The organism is Geothrix sp. (genome assembly GCF_020622065.1).
In the GTDB taxonomy this organism is placed as follows: domain Bacteria; phylum Acidobacteriota; class Holophagae; order Holophagales; family Holophagaceae; genus Geothrix.
Genome location: NZ_JAHRYQ010000001.1, coordinates 432,287 through 447,494 on the forward strand (window position 1 = coordinate 432,287; position 15,208 = coordinate 447,494).

The following is a 15,208-nucleotide window of genomic DNA, read 5'->3' on the forward strand; positions in this document are numbered from 1 at the left end:
TCAGTTCTTGCCGAAGAGGCCGCCGAAGAGGCTCTTCTTGGGGGCGATCTCCATGACCGGGGAATCCAGGGAAGGAGCGCCGCCGCTGCGCTCGCGGCGGAGGCGCTCGAAGACTGGGCGCAGGCCCGGAACTTTGTGCGCCTCCAGCCAGTTTTCGCTGTGCTGCCGGGCCACCAGGTGGTTCTCCAGGATGCGGCCCTCCTCCACCCAGGCGATGATCTGGGACATGGTGAGCCCGGGGTAGATCTCCTCGCCGATCTTCAGCCGCAGAAGCTCGGCGCCCGCATCCGTGGCCAGCGAAGTCGGAAACAAGTCCGAAGGGGAGAGGGACGGCGTCGACGGTGCGGCCGCTTTGCGCGCTTCGGGAGCCGGGACTGGCTCAGGGGACCGGAAGGACGAAGGCTCCTGAGGCGCAACGGCCAAGGCGGCCCGGAGATCCTCCTGGGAGAGACGCACCGTGGTGCTGGAGGCAGCCTGGGGGCCTTCAGTCGGGTGCCCGGAAGCGGTGGGGCCTTCGTCAGACCAGTGGGCCTCCCCGGGGGGGGTGGGCATCTCACCGCCGCCCAGGGTGGCTTCCAGGGCGGTGAGGGTGGCCTCCATGTCCATGGCGGACGAATCCTTGGTGATCTTCAGACCCGAGGGCTGGGCCGGGGCATCCCCGAACAGCTTGTCGATGGCGTCCCGGGCGGAGGTGTAGCCGGACAGGGTGGTCTCGGTGATCTCGGGGGGGAAGGGCGGGACCGCGGGCGCCGTCTCAAGCGCCCTCTCAGGCGCCGGGGCCTGCTGGGCCTCGGGCAGGGCGGCGGGAGTGTCCACGAGGGTCTTCTCGAGGATCTCCGCGTCTGTCCCCTCCAGGTCGCCCAGCGTGAGGGAGGGGGGTCCATCCGAGGGCTGGAAGTCGGGGAGGTCCCCCAGCTCAGAGCCCGGGCGGGACTCGAGGCCGGATTCGAGGTCTGCGCCGAGGTCGAAGTCATTTGCTTCTGCTGGCGCCAGCAGGCGGGCCACGATGTCACCCACGGGAAACACGCCGCCGCAGGAGAAGCACCGGGCCCGGCGGATGGCCGGCCGGAGCCGCTCGGGGCGGAGGCGGTAGCGGGTGGAGCAGCTGGGGCAATGGATCGCTTCGGCCACCTGGAACTCCTGGAGTTTCGAGCAGGATAGCACTCCGCATGAGCGCGGGCCAAACCTCCCGACACACCTCGGCCCGCCGCCGGCCGCCCCTCGCCGGGTATCCTCATCGGACGGAGGTCCGGTGCGCGGCGTGTTCATCACCATCGAGGGTGTGGAAGGCTCGGGCAAGTCCACCCAGCTGCTCCGGCTGTCCGAGCGCCTGCGGCGCCTGGGCCTGCCCCTGGTGGTCTCGAAGGAGCCCGGCGGCACGGCCCTGGGTCGGGAGTTGCGCCGCCTGCTGCTGGAGCGCCACGCCAGTGGCGAGACCTGGTGCGCGGACGCGGAACTGCTGCTCTTCTACGCCGACCGGGCCCAGCATCTCGAGACGGTGATCCGCCCCGCGCTGGCGGAAGGAAAGGTCGTGCTGGTGGATCGCTTCGAGGATTCCACCCGGGCCTATCAGGGCGCCAGCGGCGTGCCCGAGGCGGCCCTGGACCGCCTCAGCGAGCTGGTCCTGCGGGGACTCCGCCCCAGCCTCACCGTGGTGTTGGACATGGATCCCGAGCTGTCGCTCCAGCGCGTGGAGGTCCGCAACCTCTCCCTGGGGGCCGAATTCGCGGAAACGCGCTTCGACAACGCCGCCCTGGAGTTCCACCGCAAGGTGCGCAACCGCTTCCTGGCCATCGCCCAGAGCCACCCCGGCCGCGTGGCCCTGGTGCCCGCCCGGGATCCCGTCGACCAGGTGGAAGCGGCCATCTGGGCGCGGGTGACGCCCCTGCTGCGCAGCGCCGGCTTCGGGGTCGATTGATGTTCGCCCCGGACATCGCCGGTCACCGGGCCCTCCGTCAGCGCCTGCTGGATCGCCTGCAGGCCGACCGGATCCGCGGCTCACTGCTCTTCACCGGGCCGGAGGGCATCGGCAAACGCCGCGTGGCCCTGGAGCTGGCCCAGCGCGAGATCTGCTTCCGCCGGAATGCCTGCGGCCAGTGCGAAGGCTGCCGGATGTTCCTGGGCGATGACCTGCCCTTCGAGCTGCCCAACCTGCTGCGCATCACGCCCGAGGGCAAGGCGGGCGTCATCCGCATCGACCAGATCCGCGAAGGCCTGGACTCGAACAACCAGCCCCGCTTCAGCCGCGGTGTCATCGAGTGGGCCTCCCTGGCCCCGCCCTTGGGATGCCACCGCTGGATCCTGGTGGAGGAGGCCCACCGCCTCAACGAATCCAGCGGCAACATCCTGCTCAAGACCCTCGAGGAGCCCCCCGAGGGTACCCACTTCATCCTGGTGACCCACCGGCCCGAGGCCCTGCTCCAGACCATCCGCAGCCGCTGCGAGCGCATCCCCTTCGCGCCCCTGCCGCCGGAAGAGGCTTGGGCGGTGGCGATGCGGCAGGGGTGGGGCGAGGACGATCGGGCCCGCTGGGCCGCCCTGGGGGAGGGCAGCCTGCGCTTCCTGGAAGAACCCGCCTTCCGCCGGGCCGAGGCCCAGGTGGAGGCCTGGATCGCCCTGCTGGGGGGCCGCGCCTTCAGCGAGGTGGGGGAGGCCCTGCTTCCCGAAAAGGACTCGGTCCTGGCTCAGGGGGAACAGCTGCGGCAGCCCTTGGAGCTGCTTCTGCGCCTGCTGGCGGATCTGGCCCGGATCCAGGCGGGGGAGGCCCCGGCCCTCGAGCCTTGGCGCGGGGCCCTGGAGCCGCTGGCCGCCAAGTTCCGGGACCTCAAGACCCCCCAGGAGGCTGTCCTCGAGTCCCTGCGCCACCTGCCGCGGAACCTGAGCCCGGAGCCCCTGCTGCGGGAAGTGGGTCTGACCCTCCAGGCCTCCTGATCCTGACCGCGGCCCGGGCGGCTCTGGCCATCTCAGGCAGGCTCGGGAGCGGGCGTGACCCGGATCACCCCACCCTGGGCTAAACTTGATTCAGGAGTCAGCGCTCCTGAACCGGAGACCCCCATGTCCGATCCCCTTTACGGCCACGACCTGCTGTCCCTGGTGATGGAGCGCGGCGGATCCATCCCCGTCGAGGATCTCCGGACCGCCGCCCTCGCCGTCCATGGGCCTGATCCCGTCTATCACAACTGCCACGGCGACTCCTTCGACTTCGACGGTGTGCTGGCCTTCCTCGGCCAGAAGGGCAAGATCAACCTGGCCGACGGTCGGGTGACCCTGGGGCCCGCCCCGGCTTGCCAGCACTGATTCCAGGGGTCAGAGGCCGGACTCCAGTAGGATCTCCAGGAAGTCTTTCCACCGCGGACCTCATGGACGCCCACCCGGTCGATCTCGATTCACCCTTCGCCCCCCGGTCCTTTCTGATCCGGCTGAGCGCGGGGATCCTGATCCTGAACCTGTTCGTCATCCTCATGGCGGTGGTCTCCCTCCGGCAGAGCTGGCGCAACCACCAGGATCGGGCCATCGTCACGGGCCAGAACCTGGCCCAGGTCCTTGATCGCTATGTGGCCGACACCTTCATCCGGGCCGATGTGGCGGTCTTGGCCGTGAAGGACGAGGTGGAGCGGTCCGTGGCCGGCCCCAAGGGTGACCGCCGCGATCTGGATGCCTTCATCCGGCGGCAGTACGAGCGGGTGCCGGGGTTGCTGGCCCTGCGCACGACCGATGCCAAGGGGATGATCGACCACGGGAGTGGCGTCGGGGGTGGCACCAGCGTCAGCGTGGCGGATCGCGAGCATTTCATCCGGCTCCGGGACCTGCCCGAGGCCGGGGTGGTGATCTCCAAGCCCATTTTCGGGAGGCTCACCGGCACCTGGGTGATCATCCTGGCCCGGCGCCTGGAGGGCCCCGATCACAGCTTCGCGGGCATGGTCCATGCCGTGATTGGCCTGGATCAGTTCAGTCAGGCGTTCTCTTCCCTCGATGTGGGGCCCCACGGTTCAGTGGCCCTCCGGAACCTGGAACTGGAGCTGATCGCCCGCCACCCCGAGCCCGTGGCCGCCGGCACTGGGGTCGGCCAGAAGGTCATCTCGACCGAGTTCTCGGCCTTCGCCCAGTCCGGTCAGAGCATGGGCATCTACCGGGCCCGCACTCCCTTTGACCATGTCCAGCGCACCTTCGCCATCCGCCGGGTGACGGGCCAGCCCTTCTATGTTCTGGTGGGGCTGGCCGAGCAGGACTACCTGGCGGGATGGTGCCGGGAAGCGGTTCAGGAGCTCACGGAAGTGGCCCTGTTCACCTGCCTGACCCTGGTGGCTTCCTGGTTGATGCACCGGGCCTGGCAGCGGCAGCAGGTGGTCCACGAGAATCTGCGGAACCTGCTGGCGGAAGTGAAGACGCTGGGCGGCATGCTACCGATCTGCAGCCACTGCAAAAAGATCCGGGATGACAAGGGCTACTGGAACCAGATCGAGGCCTATCTGAACGAGCACACCGACGCCGAATTCACCCACGGCATCTGTCCCGAGTGCGCGAAGGAAGTCTTCCCCCGCTCCTCGGGAAAGCACCCGTCAATCTAACGGAGCCTCGGGCCTACACTGTGTCCGGGGGATCCCATGCACCTGCTCCGCATCAACCATTTGGGCATCGCGACGCCGGGTCTGGACGAGGCCATGGCGCGCATGGCACGACTCTTCGACATGACGGCGGACCATGCGGAGGAGGTGGCCGAGCAGAAGGTGAAGACGGCCTTCTTCCCCGTGGGTGAGAGCACCCTGGAGTTCCTGGAGAGCACCGACCCCGAAGGTCCCATCGGGAAGTTCCTGGCGAAGCGCGGCCCCGGCATCCACCATGTCTGCTTCGAGGTGGATGACATCGACGCGGCCGTGGCGCAGCTGCTCGCCAAAGGCGTGCGCATGATCGACCAGGCCCCGCGGAACGGTGCCCACGGCTGCCGCGTGGCCTTCATCCATCCGGCGGAGACCGGGGGCGTGTTGATGGAGCTGAGCCAGGGGGCGTGAGGGGTTCCGCGGATCGGATTCGCGCCGGGTCGGGAGCTGCCGGCCCTGTCAGCCGCGCTCCGTGGCCTCCGGTCCCTCCAGGGCATCCAGTTGCGTCACATCCATTTCGGTCATTCCATCGGCGGTCGCGAAGAGCATGGGCGTGAACCGGGTGCCCCAACGCACCTCCTCCGCGGTGTAGGAGGTGCGGGCGTAGATGGTCTGCGAGAAGGTGTCGTCGAAGGCCTTGATGAGGACGATGAACTCGGCCCTGGCCCGGCGCAGGTCCTCGGCGGTCATCCCCTGTAGGGGACTCGTCTCGTCGATGGGATGCACCACGGTCCAGCTGGAAGGGAAGAGGTTGATCTTGGATCGCTCCAGCGAAAGGTTCATGAACCGGCGCTGGCGGGAGCCCGGATCTTCGAACGAGAGGCTGAGCGTGGCCTCCACCTCGATGAGCTGGTTGCTGCGCATGTTGACGAGGCGGAACATGAAGCCGGTGATGGGCCCGTAGCTGGCCACCACGGCCTGGGCGCTGAACCGGAGGCAGGCCTGGGGCCGGGAGAACCTTCCGTAGAGGAGGCCCGTGGCCAGGGCGAAGCTGAGGAGGCCCAGCAGGGATTCCAGCGCCGCGGCAGTGTTGGCGAGGGTGCCCTTCGGGCTGATGTGCCCGTAGCCCACGGTGGTGAGCGTCTGGGCGCTGAAGAAGAAGGCGTCCTGCATCCGGTCGGGCAGCGTCTCGCCCCCGGGCCGGGTGAAGTGTTCCATCCCGATGCCCAGGTAGAGGAGGGCGAAGAGGGCGTTGGTGATGACGAAGGCCAGGAGCAGGAGCCCCAGGAAGGGGGCCCAGCCCATGGTGATGAGGTGGTGGTAGAGCTCGTAGAAGCGGAAGCGGGGCAGGCCCCGGCGGCGCACATTGAAGGAGCCGTCCTTGTTGACCCCTCGACCGGAGTTCGCCTGGAGACCCAAACCGAGGTCGTCAACAACTGGGATACCGCGGGGGGGAGGGGGCATGGATGTCCTGTGGAAGGGAGGCCCGAGTGGAGGGACGGATGACCACCATGCCAGGGGTGGAGGTTGGCCCGCCAGCCCCCGGGGCCCTGCGAGGCGGTCAGCCCACCCACCCCAGGTATCCGAGCCACAGGGCCCGCCCGAAGAACACCACCACCGGCGTGGCGAGCGCCAGGAAGCAGCCGAAGGGCAGCATGGTCTGGCCTGAGACGGCCTGGTCGGGGCCGCGGCGCATGAGCATGAGGGGCACGCCCACGGCGGCGCCGAGGCCCGCGCCCAGGAAGAGGATGCCGAGCATGGGCCCCCAGCCCCAGAAGGCGCCCAGCCAAGCCAGCATCTTGAAGTCGCCCATGCCCAGGCCGTCAGTCTTGCGGATCCATTTGTAGACCTGGTTGAGCAGGGCGGGACCGCCATAGCCGATCAGCAGGCCCAGGAGGCTGGTCTCCCAGGTGACGGCGGCCTCGAAGCCGCGGAACGCGGGAGCGGGCTGCAGGCCGTTGTGGAAGGCCAGAGCCTGGATGAGGGTGTCCTGGCGGCCCCAGACCTTGAGGAGGGTCTCGGGCCAGGCCAGCTGCGGCAGGGCGCAGAGCACCCCGAAGGCCATGAGGGGGAACTGGATGGCGTCCGGCAGGATCATCTCCGTGAAGTCCGTGAAGAACAGCACGACCAGCGCGTAGGCGCAGATCACGGCCTTGAGCCAGATAAGCGTTCCGAAGGGGAAGAACCAGTGGGCGCCACCCAGGATCAGGCCGCCCAGCACCTCCACCAGCGGGTAGCGCACGGGGATGCGCCAGCCGCAGGCGGCGCACTTTCCGCGGAGCCACAGCCACCCGAAGAGCGGGACATTGTGCCAGGGCTTGATCTTCGCCTGGCAGGCGGGGCAGTGGCTGGCCTTGGTCACCACATTGCGGTCCTCCGGCGCCTCCTGGGGCAGCCGGTGGATGAGCACATTGGAAAACGAGCCGAAGATCAGGCCGAACGGCGCCAGGAGAAGACTCAGGAGCCAGGGGGGGAGGTCCATGAAGGGCATGGGACTACGATAACTCAGGGGTGACCGCCCGGCTGCGAGCGACCTCTGCGCCCCCCTGGTCCCCGCCTTGCTGGCAGGTGGAGCCTTCCGTCAAGGGCGGCCTGCTCGGGGCTTCGTTTTCAGGAGTGGGGACTTCCCTGCCATTCGCGGCAGAATGAAGGGAAGCCCCAGGAGTTTTCGTGCCCCGTCTGCTGCTCTGCCTGTCCTTCGCTGGATCCCTGGCCATGTCCCTGGCTGCTCAGGCGCCTGTTCCAGCGCCGGCTCCGGCCCCAGCTCCCGTTCCGGCCCCGGTGGCCAAGCCGCGGGTGCAGCTGCTCACCAGCTACGGGCCGGTCGTCCTCGAGCTGGAGCCGGAGCTGGCGCCCAAGACCGTGGCGAACTTCCTGCAGTATGTGAAGGATGGCCACTACAAGGGCACCATCTTCCACCGGGTCATCGACGGCTTCATGGTCCAGGGCGGCGGTCTGCTGGAGAACCTGGACGAGAAGCCCCTGCGGGAGCCCATCCTCAACGAGGCGCCCCAGACCTTCCGGGCCGGCCTGAAGAACACCCGGGGTACCGTGGCCATGGCCCGCACGGGCTCGCCTCACAGCGCCACAGCCCAGTTCTACATCAACACCGTGGACAACAAGAGCCTGGATCACCGCGACCTGACCGATGAAGGCTACGGCTACTGCGTCTTTGGCCGCGTGGTCTCGGGCATGGAGGCCGTGGACAAGATCGAGAAGGTGAAGACGGAATGGCGCAAAGGGCAGAGCGGCGTGCCGCAGTATCCCGTGCGCTTGAAGGATGTCTCCTTGCTGCCGCAGTAGGCATGCCCATCCGCCCCTTTCTTCGACCAGCCCTGGTCTGGGTCTTTGGTGCCCTGGCCCTGGCCCTGGCCGTTTGCCTCTGCTTCCTGCTGGCGCCCTTCATCGGCGGCCGGCGGGCCTTCTGGATCGTGGCGCCCCGCTACATCCGCGGTACCGCCTGGGCCTTTGGCATCCGCCGCGAACTGGCGGGCTGGGAGGACCTTCCCGAAGCGCTCCGCGACGGCAGCCGGCCGGCGGTCTTCATCGGCAATCACACTTCGCTGTTCGATCCGCCTCTGATGATCTCCACACTCCCCTGCCACCCCGTGTTCGTGGCCAAGCGGGAGCTGGCGGGGGTGCCCTTCCTGGGTTGGGTGATCTGGCTGGCGGGTTTCATCTTCATCGACCGCAGCAACCGCGCGGCCGCCTTGCGCAGCCTGGAGGATGCCGCAGTCCGGATCCGCGCGGGGCAGGCCATCGTGGCTTTTCCCGAAGGCACCCGCAGCCGCGATGGCCGCCTGCTGCCTTTCAAGAAGGGCGCCTTCGCCCTGGCCTTCGAAGCCGGGGTGCCGGTGGTGCCCTTCGCCATCCACGGCGGACCGGACATCCTGCCCAAGGGGACCTGGCGCACGCGAAGCGGCCTCTACCGCATCACGATGGGCACGCCGCTGGAATCCTACGCCCACCCTGATGCCGAGGCTCTCCGGATGGCGGCCCAGTCGGCAGTGCAGGGACTCTTGGAAAAGAGCCGAGGAGAGTCAATGACGAAGGACGCAGGCGTCAAGTGACCTGATTCGCCTGGACCGGTCCCCTTCATCCGGAGCGGGGCAGACCGGTATTCCTCCGCCGCCTCCGCGGTTACCGGCCTTTCAGTTCACGACCTTGATGGACGGAGGCGGACCCTGCGGGCGCTGGCGGTCCTTGGGGATGAAGAGGGCGCCGAGGACGGAGGCGACGATGCTGGTGACCAGGGCGCCGAAGAAGCCGGACCAGAAGCCGCTCACGGTGAAGGTCAGGCCCAGCCGGGAGGAGAGGGCGCCGGCGAGCCAGAAGACCAGGCCGTTGATGACGAGGCTGAAGCAGCCGAGGGAGCAGGCCATGGGCACGAAGGCGATGACCTTGAGGAGGCTGCCGACGGTGGTGTTCAGGGCTGCCAGGATCACGGCCACGATCAGGAGGTCCAGGAAAGATCCATGGCCCAGCCCGGGCACGAAGGAGCAAGCCACCAGCAGGCCGATGGCCGAGAAGAGGAAGCGCAGGAGCGTGGTCATGAGGGCATCCCGTCCTTCTCGTTGGCCTGGGTGATGACGCTGCCCGGCGGCACGCTGCGGGTGAGCCAGACATTGCCGCCGATGGCTGACCCCTTGCCGAGGGTGATGCGGCCCAGGACGGTGGCATTGGAGTAGATGATCACATCGTCCTCCACCACCGGATGGCGGGGGACGCCCTTGACGGGGTGGCCCTCGGCATCCAGGGGGAAGCTCTTGGCGCCGAGCGTCACGCCCTGGTAGATCCGCACATTGCGGCCGATGATGCAGGTCTCGCCGATGACGACGCCCGTGCCGTGGTCGATGAAGAACCGCTCACCGATCTCGGCGCCGGGGTGGATGTCGATGCCCGTGAGGCTGTGGGCGTGCTCCGTGATCATGCGTGGCAGCAGGGGCACCTTCAGCTTCAGCAGTTCGTGGGCCAGGCGCTGGCTGGTGATGGCCATCAGGCCGGGGTAGCAGAACAGGACTTCATCGGGGCTGGTGGCCGCCGGGTCACCCTCGAAGCCCGCCTGGATGTCCGTGGCGAGGAGACGACGCACCTCGGGCAGCCGGGCGAGGAAGGCCCGCGCCAGGTCCAGGGCCCGCTCCCGGCAGTTCCCGCAGGTGGGATCGGAAGCCATGAGGCCCCGCTGGATCTGGTTGCCAAGGCCGATCAGCACCCGGTCCATGCGGGCGCCCAGGTGGTAGTGCAGGGTCTCGGCCTTCAGCTCGGACGCGCCGAAATAGCCCGGGAAGAGCAGGGCGCGCAGTTCCTCCACCAGGCCCCCCAGGATGGTGCGGGACGGGAATTCCCGGCGCCCCAGGGGCATGTCCGTCAGGGCCGTGGCGGCCAAAGCCAGGGCCTCGACCACGGCATGGAGGTCGGGCCGGTCTTCCAGGGGGTGCTCGCTCGGCATGAGGGGCTCCAAACTCCAGCCTAGCCTTGCGGCCGGCCTGGAGGACAAGGATGCCACAGGCCCTCAGTCCCGCACGAAGTGGCAGGTGTAGCCGCCGGGATGTTTCACGAGGTAATCCTGGTGGTAGTCCTCGGCCTTCCACCAAGGGCCCGCGGCGGTGATCTCGGTGACGATGGGGCGCTTCCACTTGCCGCTGGCGTCCACCTCGGCCTTCACGCGTTCCGCGGTCTGCCGCTGGGCTTCCGAGTGGTAGAAGATGGCGCTGCGGTACGAGGTGCCCAGGTCGTTGCCCTGGCGGTTCAGCGTGGTGGGATCGTGCATGCGGAAGAAGAAGCGCAGCAGCGCCTCGAAGGTGGTCTTCGAGGGGTCGAAGCGGATCTGGACGGCTTCGGCATGGCCCTCGTGGTTCTCGTAGGTGGCATTGGCCACCTTCCCGCCGGTGTAGCCCACCTCAATGGCCGTGACGCCGGGCTGCCGTCGCAGCAGGTCCTCCATGCCCCAGAAGCAGCCGCCGGCCAGGGTGGCGATCTCCTCGCCCGCCGGCGCCGGATTGGCTTTGGCGGCGGCTTTGCTGAACAAGGGCAGGAAGGCGCCCAGCCCCTGCTTCTCCAGGTCCTCGACCGGGACGAAGCGCAGGGACGCGCTGTTGATGCAGTAGCGGAGGCCGCCCCGATCCTTCGGACCGTCGTCGAACACATGGCCCAGGTGAGAATCGGCGTCCTTGGACCGCACCTCGGTGCGGATCATCCCGGCGCTGACATCCCGCTTCTCGACCACATCCTCGCCCTCCAGGGGCTTCGTGAAGCTGGGCCAGCCGCAGCCGGAATCAAACTTGTCCTTGGAGGAGAACAGGGGCTTCCCGCTCACCACATCGACATAGACGCCCTCCCGGTGTTCGTTCCAGTACTCGTTCCGGAAGGGCGGCTCCGTGCCCGCCTCCTGGGTGACATGGAACTGCATGGGCGTGAGCTTCTGCCGGAGGACTTCCGGGGTGGGCTTCTTGGGAGCGTTCACCTGTACCTCGCGATCGGGTGGGGCGGAAAGGGTGCTCCGGTGGGGGAGGGCCACGGCCGCGCCGGCCAGGGCCACCGCAACCGCCACCGCCAGCCCTATCTTCCTCTTGAGCATGGGCAGATCCTCCGGATGCAGGGTTGGATGCCGATCAGGGGCCGGGCGTTCCCGGAGGCGGGTGGGACAATGGCGTTTCGGTCAGGGACATCCTGAGGAGGCCTCATGCGGTTCGTCTTCGAGCAGGTGCGGGTGGGCGGGGACCGGAACTTCGGCTACCTCCTGGGGGACCGGACGGCGGGGGAGGGAATCCTGGTCGATCCATCCTACGATCCCGGGGCCCTCGTGGCCCGGGCGAAGGCCCAGGGCCTCCGGATCACAGCCATCCTGAACACCCATGGCCATGCGGACCACAGCAACGGCAATGCCGAGGCCCAGGCGCTCACGGGAGCGCCGGTGTGGGGTGGCCCGGGCCATCCCGGTCCCTTGGACCGGGTGCTGGAGGACGGGGCGGGGATCCCCCTCGGAACCTGGCGGCTCGGCGTGTGGCGGGTGCCCGGCCACTGCCCGGACCACCTGGCCTTCCTGGTGGAGGGCCCTGCTGGGGGCCGGGCGGATGGCCTGGCCGCGGGGCTCACCGGCGACCTGCTGTTCGTGGGGAAGGTGGGCGGCACCCCGGACGATCGCGAGGCCCGCACCGAATGGGACAGCCTCCAGCGTCTGCTCCGGGAATGGCCGGCCCACGCGACCCTCTGGCCCGGCCACGACTACGGCGCCCGCCCCAGCTCCACCCTGGCCTGGGAGCGCGAGACCAATCCCTTCCTCCTGTGTCCGGATGTCCAGGCCTTCATCCGCCTCAAGGACGAATGGCCGACCTTCAAGGCGGCGCACGGGTTGAGGTGAGGCCGGGGGTGGTCCAATGGACCCGGGAGGTGATGGGGATGGACCAGGCCTGGGGATGGATGGCGGGGGGACACGGCCCGGCGCTGGTCTACCTGGCGGGTACGGCTGCGGTGCTCTGGCTGTTGAACCAGACCCGGCGCTCCTTCTGGCTCTTCTCGCTGCTGGTGCTGCCCGGGACGATCTGCCATGAGCTCTGCCATTGGGCCGTGGGTCACCTGCTCCGCGGCCGACCCGTCCACTTCACCGTGCTTCCTCGGCGCGAGGGCCGTGGCTTCGTGCTGGGTTCCGTGGCCCTGACGAACCTGCGATGGTACAACGCCTTCTTCATCGGTCTGGCGCCGCTCCTGCTGCTGCCCGCGGCCTACGGTATCTTCGCGTGGCGGCTGGGCGGGCACCCCGTTCCGGGCTGGTCCGAAGCGGGCATGGTGTTCCTCCTGGCGAACCTGCTCTTCGGGGCCCTGCCGTCCTGGCAGGACCTCCGCATCGCGGCCCGGTCCCCCATCGGCTGGCTGCTGCTGGCCGGGGTCCTGGGCTGGGGGTGGGGGCGGGTCGTGAAGGGGCCTGCCCCCACCCCCGTTCCTGTCAGATCTCCAGCATCGCCGAGCTGAAATCCAAGCGTGCAGCGGGTTTTCGGGGCCCCGGGCGGCCAGCTCGCCGAGGGTAGAATCCCTGGCCCCGGTGGGTTTTTCGGGGTGCCGGAGGAACCCGATCCCGGGGGAACCCCCGGGGGTTCTGAAAGAGAGAGGCTTTTCTTGACTTGCACTGGCGCGAAATTGAGGCACTATCCAAGCGGAAACCCAACCAGCGCCCGATGGCGCTTTCATTCAGGAGGCCAGCAACATGGCCGAGAACCTCACCAAGGCTGAACTCGTCGAAGCCGTCGCCAAGACTGCCGACATCACGAAGGCCGCCGCCGCTGCTGCCATCGGCTGCTTCCTTGAATCCATCGCCGGCCATGTCGGCAAGGGTGGCAAGGTCACGCTGGTCGGCTTCGGCACCTTCAGCCAGAAGACCCGCAAGGCGCGCACGGGCCGCAACCCCCAGACCGGCGCCCCCATCAAGATCGCGGCCTCGAAGTCGATGAGCTTCAAGGCCTCGAAGGCCGCCAAGACGGCGAAGCCCAAGGTCGCGAAGAAGGCCGCTCCCAAGGGCAAGAAGAAGTAGTCAGACGGTTGCCGAATGAAGAAGGGGGCCGTCGGCCCCCTTCTTCATGTATTGGGATGAGGCTGCACCGCCTGGGTCCGCAGGGCCGCCTCCGTTGAGGAGGTGCATGTTCAGGGCCGGATGCGTTCCTTCGCCCGCGGGGTCATGGCCCGGCTGACGGTCAGCTCCACCTTGGGCGCCACCATCACCTTGATGCGCCCCACCGAGGCCGGGCGGATGCCCCTGACCATTCGCGGGCGGAGCAGGAGGTGGCGTTGGATCCGCAGCAGGCCGTCATCGGGGAAGGCCTGCTCCACATCTGACAGGGCGGTCCACCGCGTCAGATAGCGGCTGGCCCCCCGGCACGCCCACACACGGTCGTGCTCCAGCTCAAAGTGGGTGACGACCTCCAGCTCCAGGTAGATCTCGCCGTCTTTCACCCGGATGGGAAACTGCGCGGGAGGCCGCAGGAGGCCCCTCAACTCGGAGGGGTTGAGGCGCCGCACGAGCTGCTCGCGAAGGCGCTGCAGGCAGGTCTCGAGGCGATCCTCGAACACCGGTTTGAGCAGGTAGTCCGCGGCTGTCAGCTCGAAGGCGCGCACCGCGTAGGACGAAAAGGCCGTGACGAAGACCACGGGCGGGCCGTCCGGAATCTTGGCCAAGACTTCCATGCCGCTGAGGCCGGGCATCTGGATATCCAGGAAGATGGCATCCACGCCTGTTTTATTCGGCGCCTCCAGCCACTGGAGCAGGGCCAGGCCATTTTCGAGCTCACCCGCGATGGTGCAGCCGGCTTCCTGGAGGAGCCGAGAGAGCCGCTCTCGGGCCAGGGGCTCATCATCGACGACTAGGACTTTCAGTGGAGCCATGGGGGAATTCTACGAGGGTTGCCGCGAAGCGGAGGCAGGCCAGCGTGCCTCGACCTGAAGTGCCGAGGGACAGGCTGGCGCCAGGGCCAAAGTTCAAGGCCAGGCGGGAGCGCAGGTTCCTCAGGCCGATGCCGGCCCTTGGCCCGCCATCGCGGAAGGGTTCCCCGGAGTTCCAGACTTCCAGGGTGATGGCTCCATCCTCAGCCTGGGCTCGAACGATGATCTCCCCGCCCTGGATGCTGGGCGCGATGCCGTGCTTGATGGCGTTCTCCACCAGGGGCTGGAGGAGAAGGGGCGGGAGCTCGATCGCGTCCAGGGCCTCGTCCCACTCCCAGGCGACTCGGAGCCGGCTCCCCAAACGGATGGCCTCCAGCGCCAGGAAATCGGCAATGATCTTCCGTTCCTCCCCCAGGGGCAGGCGGCTGTGCTCCGAGGCCAGGAGGAGGCGGCGAAGCAGGTCGGACAGGTGCCGGATCGCCGTCTCGGCGGCTCCTGGATCCTTGTGGACGAGCTCCACCAGACCGTTCAAGGCGTTGAAGAGCACATGAGGGTGCACCTGGCTCTGGAGCAGCTGGTTCTTGGCGATCTGGGCTTCGATCTCGGAAGCTTGGCGCAGTTCTTCGGAGCGGGCCCTGGCGGCGGCGAGACCCCCCACGACCATCATCGCGGGGCCCACCAGCCCGGTGTACATCAGCCTGAGCCTGGTCCGGTCAAACCTGACCTGCGCCTGGGTGAACAGCCACCCGTCGATAAGCGGGAGAAGGATCGCGATCAGTTCACAAGCCACGATCGAGAGGGCGAACCCCAGCACGAAGTTCCATGGAGAGCGCAGCCGGTTGGGGAGGATCCAGGGCAGCGGTGCGAGGAGGGCGAACGCCGTGACATGGAAGAGGGGCGCGGAGAAGACGCTGGCCCAGATCCACCCGGATTCGATGCGGGTGGAGGTCCAGTGGCTGTACAGCAGGGAGGCGACCCAGAGGGCGTAGCAGACGCCCATCGCCCGCCAGTTCTTCGCCAAGGGGAACAGGTGGGCCCAGGGGATCGATGGCGCCTCGGCTTCTCCTGGATCGTCACTGGCGAACCCGGAACGCGACCTTGGTTGTGAGCCCAGCCGGGGCAGTGGCCAATGCCTTTCCATGAACGGTATGTAAACACGACTTCAGTCGTGGAAAGCCCGAGGAGCCCGGCCGGCTGGCGCAGACGACCAACTAGGGTCAACCACGGCCTAACGGGGCCGCCGGGCAAACCCGTTCGGACGCCTAAAACGACCGTTGGGGGAAAGGCTTCGGCCGATCCGG

General features: G+C 68.2%; 18 protein-coding genes. 10 read left to right on the plus strand and 8 right to left on the minus strand.

What is annotated here, in order from left to right; genetic code table 11:
* On the minus strand, window positions 1-1,131 hold the full coding sequence (locus QZ647_RS02100; protein ID WP_291270587.1) for a zinc-ribbon domain-containing protein: 1,131 nt from the start codon (window positions 1,129-1,131) through the stop codon (window positions 1-3).
* A gap of 121 nt (window positions 1,132-1,252) precedes the next feature.
* Between QZ647_RS02100 and tmk the strand changes: the two genes are divergently transcribed.
* From tmk to mce, 5 genes are all read left to right on the plus strand, one after another.
* Entirely contained in the window at window positions 1,253-1,918 is a 666-nt protein-coding gene (gene tmk, locus QZ647_RS02105) for a dTMP kinase (RefSeq protein WP_291270588.1), read from the plus strand.
* A complete protein-coding gene (locus QZ647_RS02110; RefSeq protein WP_291270589.1) occupies window positions 1,918-2,931 on the plus strand; it encodes a hypothetical protein in 1,014 nt (337 codons plus the stop codon). The genes tmk and QZ647_RS02110 overlap by 1 nt, the downstream gene beginning before the upstream one ends.
* A 123-nt stretch (window positions 2,932-3,054) precedes the next feature.
* The gene (locus QZ647_RS02115; RefSeq protein ID WP_291270590.1) at window positions 3,055-3,297 is read left to right on the plus strand and encodes a DUF2492 family protein; all 243 of its coding nucleotides are present in this window, start codon (window positions 3,055-3,057) and stop codon (window positions 3,295-3,297) included.
* Between the two features lie 62 nt (window positions 3,298-3,359).
* The gene (locus QZ647_RS02120) at window positions 3,360-4,568 is read left to right on the plus strand and encodes a hypothetical protein (RefSeq protein WP_291270591.1); all 1,209 of its coding nucleotides are present in this window, start codon (window positions 3,360-3,362) and stop codon (window positions 4,566-4,568) included.
* Window positions 4,569-4,604: 36 nt separating this feature from the next.
* Entirely contained in the window at window positions 4,605-5,009 is a 405-nt protein-coding gene (mce, locus tag QZ647_RS02125; protein WP_291270592.1) for a methylmalonyl-CoA epimerase, read from the plus strand.
* Between the two features lie 48 nt (window positions 5,010-5,057).
* Here the strand turns inward: mce and QZ647_RS02130 are convergent, their stop codons facing one another.
* Together QZ647_RS02130 and QZ647_RS02135 are read right to left on the minus strand one after the other, a co-directional pair.
* Window positions 5,058-6,002: an ion channel gene (locus QZ647_RS02130; protein WP_291270593.1), complete on the minus strand. Its 945-nt coding sequence runs from the start codon at window positions 6,000-6,002 to the stop codon at window positions 5,058-5,060.
* 97 nt (window positions 6,003-6,099) lie between these two features.
* Window positions 6,100-7,029 carry an A24 family peptidase gene (locus tag QZ647_RS02135; protein ID WP_291270594.1) on the minus strand — a complete coding sequence of 310 codons (930 nt, stop codon included), beginning with the start codon at window positions 7,027-7,029 and terminating at the stop codon, window positions 6,100-6,102.
* 179 nt (window positions 7,030-7,208) lie between these two features.
* On the opposite strand from QZ647_RS02135, the gene QZ647_RS02140 reads away from it, so the two are divergent.
* Both QZ647_RS02140 and QZ647_RS02145 read left to right on the plus strand, forming a co-directional pair.
* Window positions 7,209-7,841: a peptidylprolyl isomerase gene (locus QZ647_RS02140; protein ID WP_291270595.1), complete on the plus strand. Its 633-nt coding sequence runs from the start codon at window positions 7,209-7,211 to the stop codon at window positions 7,839-7,841.
* A gap of 2 nt (window positions 7,842-7,843) precedes the next feature.
* A complete protein-coding gene (locus QZ647_RS02145) occupies window positions 7,844-8,608 on the plus strand; it encodes a lysophospholipid acyltransferase family protein (RefSeq protein ID WP_291270596.1) in 765 nt (254 codons plus the stop codon).
* An 81-nt stretch (window positions 8,609-8,689) separates the two neighbouring features.
* On the opposite strand, the gene QZ647_RS02150 is transcribed toward QZ647_RS02145, so the two are convergent.
* From QZ647_RS02150 to QZ647_RS02160, 3 genes are all read right to left on the minus strand, one after another.
* Window positions 8,690-9,091, minus strand: a complete 402-nt coding sequence (locus QZ647_RS02150) for a phage holin family protein (RefSeq protein WP_291270597.1) — start codon at window positions 9,089-9,091, stop codon at window positions 8,690-8,692.
* Window positions 9,088-9,987, minus strand: coding sequence for a serine O-acetyltransferase EpsC (gene epsC, locus QZ647_RS02155; protein WP_291270598.1), 900 nt, complete (start codon window positions 9,985-9,987; stop codon window positions 9,088-9,090). The genes QZ647_RS02150 and epsC overlap by 4 nt, the downstream gene beginning before the upstream one ends.
* Before the next feature lie 63 nt (window positions 9,988-10,050).
* Window positions 10,051-11,115 carry a bifunctional methionine sulfoxide reductase B/A protein gene (locus QZ647_RS02160; RefSeq protein ID WP_291270599.1) on the minus strand — a complete coding sequence of 355 codons (1,065 nt, stop codon included), beginning with the start codon at window positions 11,113-11,115 and terminating at the stop codon, window positions 10,051-10,053.
* A 105-nt stretch (window positions 11,116-11,220) separates the two neighbouring features.
* Here QZ647_RS02160 and QZ647_RS02165 point away from each other — a divergent pair, with 105 nt between their 5' ends.
* From QZ647_RS02165 to QZ647_RS02175, 3 genes are all read left to right on the plus strand, one after another.
* Window positions 11,221-11,898, plus strand: coding sequence for a hydroxyacylglutathione hydrolase family protein (locus QZ647_RS02165; RefSeq protein ID WP_291270600.1), 678 nt, complete (start codon window positions 11,221-11,223; stop codon window positions 11,896-11,898).
* A 38-nt stretch (window positions 11,899-11,936) separates the two neighbouring features.
* On the plus strand, window positions 11,937-12,506 hold the full coding sequence (locus QZ647_RS02170) for a hypothetical protein (protein ID WP_291270601.1): 570 nt from the start codon (window positions 11,937-11,939) through the stop codon (window positions 12,504-12,506).
* Between the two features lie 232 nt (window positions 12,507-12,738).
* Window positions 12,739-13,062 carry an HU family DNA-binding protein gene (locus QZ647_RS02175; protein WP_286353983.1) on the plus strand — a complete coding sequence of 108 codons (324 nt, stop codon included), beginning with the start codon at window positions 12,739-12,741 and terminating at the stop codon, window positions 13,060-13,062.
* Between the two features lie 110 nt (window positions 13,063-13,172).
* Here the strand turns inward: QZ647_RS02175 and QZ647_RS02180 are convergent, their stop codons facing one another.
* A complete protein-coding gene (locus QZ647_RS02180) occupies window positions 13,173-13,910 on the minus strand; it encodes a response regulator transcription factor (RefSeq protein ID WP_291270602.1) in 738 nt (245 codons plus the stop codon).
* Window positions 13,879-14,907 carry a histidine kinase gene (locus QZ647_RS02185; protein ID WP_291270603.1) on the minus strand — a complete coding sequence of 343 codons (1,029 nt, stop codon included), beginning with the start codon at window positions 14,905-14,907 and terminating at the stop codon, window positions 13,879-13,881. Before QZ647_RS02185 ends, QZ647_RS02180 begins: the two co-directional genes overlap by 32 nt.
* Window positions 14,908-15,208: the final 301 nt, after the last annotated feature.